Source organism: Nodularia chucula CCY0103 (genome assembly GCF_963923915.1).
GTDB classification, from domain to species: Bacteria; Cyanobacteriota; Cyanobacteriia; order Cyanobacteriales; family Nostocaceae; genus Nodularia; species Nodularia chucula.
Map to the genome: position 1 here is coordinate 1 of NZ_CAWUOL010000158.1, position 5,305 is coordinate 5,305.

The 5,305-nt window shown below is 43.7% G+C and carries 3 protein-coding genes; all 3 read right to left on the reverse strand.

All coding sequences use genetic code 11. The features are described 5' to 3' along the window. Window positions 1–67: 67 nt before the first annotated feature. The gene (locus ACM0OP_RS23620; protein WP_414530842.1) at window positions 68–403 is read right to left on the reverse strand and encodes a XisI protein; all 336 of its coding nucleotides are present in this window, start codon (window positions 401–403) and stop codon (window positions 68–70) included. Beyond that, window positions 391–810 (reverse strand): XisH family protein, encoded by a 420-nt coding sequence (locus ACM0OP_RS23625; RefSeq protein ID WP_414530843.1) that lies wholly within the window; start codon window positions 808–810, stop codon window positions 391–393. The genes ACM0OP_RS23620 and ACM0OP_RS23625 overlap by 13 nt, the downstream gene beginning before the upstream one ends. A 106-nt stretch (window positions 811–916) precedes the next feature. After that, complete coding sequence (locus tag ACM0OP_RS23630) at window positions 917–4,903, reverse strand: magnesium chelatase subunit H (protein ID WP_414530844.1); 3,987 nt, start codon at window positions 4,901–4,903, stop codon at window positions 917–919. Window positions 4,904–5,305 lie beyond the last annotated feature (402 nt).

Sequence of the window (5,305 nt, forward strand, 5' to 3'; positions counted from 1 at the left end):
TTACCATATTTTGGGTTATTTTTATCACCTCTTTCTTAACATTCAACACTTCTGTTCAAAACATCTCCTAACTAACAGCATACTCTGTAAATTGCCTCATAAACGGAGACTGAAAACCTAAGACAATATCTTCCTTGGGAACCCCAGCCGCTACTAAATTAGCACCAATGTCATCCTCTGTACCATTCCATTGAAGCCAAATTTTCCCGCCTTTAATATCAATATGAATGATACAACTATGTACCCAATCTTGTCCTTCCCAGCCGACATGAACGATTTGATAATGGTCACGTTCGGTATCAAAAATTCTCTCTACTTCTATATTCCCGTAAGCTGGTTTTTGCTCACTGTATTCCTGTAATATTTGTTGCACAAGCTGACGATATCGAGTTAATTTATCCATTGGAAAATCACCTCTTTCTCTACATCATAAACAAGCATTTTGACATGATTTTCTGATACCATATCTTTAGGAAAATCTAGTTGAAAAAATGTTTTGTAAGTTGTCAAAGGTACTGCTAAATATAAAACACGATCCGGTTGTAACCTTCTCAATGCACCTCGATAATTAATAAACTGTCCTAATGCTGTATGAAATTCTGAAATAGCAGACGACTGTTGTAAAAAATTTTTCACTTCTACTGCAATTTTTTGTCCTTCCCGTTCTGCGGCAATCAGCTTTTCTGCACCTAAGTCAATAGAAAGACTAACTCCTCCCAGACTAATTGTCAGTGGGTCATTTGTAATTTGCCAACCGTCTTTATGTAAAGCTGTTTTGACAACTTGATGAAAAACGTCTTTAGCAGGCATACATATCCACAATTATATTGCTTATTTTGATTTACTGCATTCTTTATAACCTGGAAAAACGGATAAAAAAATAGAGGCGTTCTCTAGAACGCCTCTACATCGAAGGTTATTCTATGCCTTCAATGCGGTCTTCGACTTCTTGGTACAACTCGCGCAGACGATCTAAATTATCATCGCTAGTCTCCCAATAACCGCGACCATTCATTTCCAACAACGTGGAAACAATCTTGCGGAAAGAATGGGGGTTGAGATTCATCAACCGTTTCTGCATTTCTTCATCTTTGATAAAGGTTTCGTTCGTATCCTCATAAATCCAGTTATCCACAGCGCCGGCGGTGGCACTCCAACCTGTGGTGTTAACTAACCGTTTGGAAAGTTCGCGCACGCCTTCGTAACCGTGAGATAACATCCCCTCGTACCATTTCGGGTTTAACAACTTGGTACGCGCATCTAAACGCACGGTTTCCGTTAACGATCGCACCTGTGCATTGGCTGTGGTAGTGTCTGCAATGTATGATGCTGGTGTCTTACCGTCTTTACGCAGACTTGCTACTAATTTAGTAGGATCTGAGTCAAAGTAGTGGGAAACGTCCGTTAAGCTAATCTCCGAAGAGTCCAGATTTTGGAATGTAGCATCAGCAGTTTTCAAAGAAGTTTCAAACATCTGCCGTGACTCATCCATGACACCGGGGTTATCGGAGTTGAAGGAGAATGATTTCCGTTTCAGGTACATTTCCTGTAACTCAGCTTCACTATCCCAAGTGCTGTTTTCTACCGCCAAGTTGATGTTGGATGAGTAGGAACCAGAAGCGTTGGAGAAGACACGGGTTGCTGCTTGACGCAGATTAATTCCCATTTCCTCAGCTTGTTTCAAAGCGTGTTGGCGAACAAAGTTCATTTCTAAGGGTTCGTCGGCCTCAGCTGCCATTTTCACCCCTTGGTCTAAGAGGTTCATTTGGTTAATGAACAAGTCACGGAATACACCAGAACAGTTGATTACTACATCAATTCTGGGTCGTCCCAACTCTTCCAAAGGTATTAACTCTAACTTGTTCACCCGTCCCAAAGCATCAGGAACCGGACGCACACCAATCATCCACATGATTTGTGCCAGGGATTCACCGTAAGTTTTGATGTTATCGGTTCCCCAGAGGACACAGGCGATGGTTTCTGGCCATTTACCCTCATTTTCTGCCTTGTTCCGTTCCAAGAGCCGATCTACAACGATTTTGGCTGATTGGACTGCGGCGGCGGTGGGGATAGACTGAGGGTCGAGGGCGTGGATATTCTTACCTGTGGGCAGTACATCCGGGTTGCGAATGGGGTCTCCACCAGGGCCAGGGAGAATATATTCACCTTCTAAACCTTGGAGTAATGCGCCGAGTTCGTTATCTGCACAAACTTGTTTTAAGCAGAATTCCAAATACTCAAACACTGGTTTCAAGGCTTCGGGGTCAACTTTGGGATAGCCGGCTTTATGTAAAGCTTCTACCCAAGGTTCTTTTTTACCCATGTTGAAGAAGTTCAACCGGGAAACCAAAGAAACTCTGCCCTCTGCGTCGCTTTGCGCTTGTACCAGTGCGGCTACTGCTTCACGGGTGGCTAAGGTGATGTCTTGTAACAACTGGACATCTTCTAAAACGCCGAGGTCGCTGTTTTTGTAAATGTCGTCGATGTCACGCCCGATACTGCTGGCAATGATTCGGGGTAAGCTGAGAATTTCTTCTTCTTGACGATCTAAACTGCCAATGTTAACTAGGGTGGCTACTGCTTCTTCGGCTGTTGGTGGTTTACCAATGACGTGTAAGCCACAGGGTAACAACCTAGATTCAATTTCCATTAACTTGCGGTAGACGCTACCAACAATATGATCTCGCTCATCGGCGGTCATTTCTTTAGCATCGGTTTCTGGTAAGTTAATATCTTTATCCAGGTTGACGATGCGGCATTTATCCATGATCGTGTTGACGATGGGAATGCCGCGCCCACTGTCTTTTAAGGTTTGGTAAGAGGCTATTAGTTCGCTGAGTTCTTTCAAACCTTTGTATAACCCGGCATTTTCTGCGGGTGGTGTGAGGTAGGAAATTGTTTCAGCGTAACTGCGCCGCTTGGCAATTGTCGCTTCACTGGGGTTATTAGCTGCGTAGTAATACAGGTTAGGAATTGTGCCAATTAAGTTGTCTGGGTAACAGTCTCCTGACATTCCCATTTGCTTACCGGGCATAAATTCTAAGGAACCATGTGTACCAAAGTGCAGGACTGCATCTGCGCCCCAAATCCGTTCTAGGTAGGTGTAGTAGGCGGCAAATCCGTGGTGAGGGCTAGCGGAACGGGAGAACAATAACCGCATGGGGTCGCCTTCGTAACCAAAGGTGGGTTGTACGCCGATGAAGACGTTACCAAATTGTTTGCCGTAAATCAGTAGGTTCTGTCCATCGCTGTTGAGGTTTCCGGGAGGTGGTCCCCAGTTTTCTTCTAGGCGTTGGGAGTAGGGGGTGAGGGCTTCATACTCTGGGACTGACATCTTGTAGGCGATGTTCAGTTCTGGGCTGGCATACTGGGCCTGGGCATCGTGGATGACTTGTTCCATCAACGCTTGGGCGTTTTCGGGGATGTCTTGCACGTCGTAGCCGTTGTTTCTTAGCCCTTTTAATACTTCAAATATGGAACCGAATACGTCTAAGTAGGCGGCGGTTCCCACGTTGCCTTTATCTGGGGGGAAGCTGAAAACGGTGATGGCAACTTTTTTGTCGAGTTTGGGTTTGCGGCGCAGACTAGCCCATTTTAATGCTCTTTGCGCTACTGCCTCTACTCTATCTTGGAGGGCGTGTGCTTTTCCTGTAGCCCCATCTCTACCTGATAAAATTATCGGCTCAATGGCTCCATCTAATTCAGGAATAGCAATTTGCAAAGCTACTTGAATTGGATGTAAACCCAAGTCGCTATCCAGCCACTCTTCTGTGGTTTGGAAGACTAAGGGCAATGCCACCATATAAGGACGATTCAGGCGTTTGAGTGATTCAATGGCTTTGGGATGGTCTTGTCTGGCTGGGCCACCGACTAAGGCGAACCCAGTCAAGGAAATCACGGCATCGATGAGGGTTGTGTTGGTAGTTGGTTCATAAAAGTAAGCATCCACGGGTTTGGAAAAATCCAATCCCCCAGCAAATACAGGAATTACTTTGGCTCCCAGTGATTCCAATTCCTGGACAATGGCTACATAATGGGCATCATCACCTGTAACTAGGTGGGTGCGTTGTAATACTAAACCTACACAAGGAGCTAAGGGATCTTTAAGATCACTAGAAATATCCTTGCGGGCGGTGTACCAATTCAGGTATTCTTTTATATCCTCAAACATGGTAGTCGCCAAAGGATGCCAAATTCCCATATCAGGATAGACAACTGGCGCTTCATACTTAGCAGCAGCAAAGCTTTCTTTTTCCGCGCCTTTTAATACATATTTATCAGCCAGCATCAGCAGGAAGTTTTCCAGGTTTTCGGCTGAACCACCTAACCAATACTGAAAACTCAGCATGAAGTTACGCGCGTCTTGTGCTTTATCAATAGGGAGGAACTTAAGCACTTGGGGGAGAGTCCGCAGCAACTTCAGCATTCCATCTTGGAAACCAGCGCCAGATTTCTCTTTGCGCTTTTTCATGAAGTTGGCGATTACGCTCTTAGATTGCCCTAATTGCGCCAAAGAGAAGCTACCCATTTTATTGAGGCGCATTACTTCGGGCATGGAGGGAAAGACAACCGATACATCTAGATTATCACGATGGGGTTCAACCGCCGCAACTACTTTTTGTGCTAGGTCTTCAATAAAAATTAGAGAAGCAATGAATATATTAGCGCTGGCTATATCGCGCTTGAAGTCCTCATAATTGTCTGAGTTGCGTAGTTCTTCAATCAAGTAACCACTAATTTCAATGGCGACGCTGGGATGATTGGCGTTAATTTCCCGCACTGCTTGAGATAAGGAACTTTGATATTGGGACTCAAGGACAATGTAAACGACCTTGATTAACTTACGTCCCCGTAAATCGTCAGGTGCAATATGTCGAATTGTGGACTTGACCTGGGTGAACATTCAGATAGGCTCCTTTGAGGCGTGTTCTCATGAAGTTCATCATGGCTGATATGGCCGTTTGTAACTTCAATTATTTTCGGCAATAAGAGTTTTTTAGCAGAAAACTCGGATTCTGTGGGGGTTTTATTCTATATCTGACACAAAATGATATAGAAAACAACATAATTATTAGCAAATCTTAACAAAAAATGCGGATTCTCTCACCTGATTTTAAATTTTGTTTACATAGCTAAATAATTACTTGGTTATGAAATAACAAAAGACATTCAGTAAATTCAACATTTTATAGTTATATTTAACACTAAATACCTCAAGACTATGACAAAATAAAGCTATTAATTGGTAACTATAGGAATCCTATTTGAGTTTTGAACAAACTCCGTACATCTGAAGAGTGGCAAA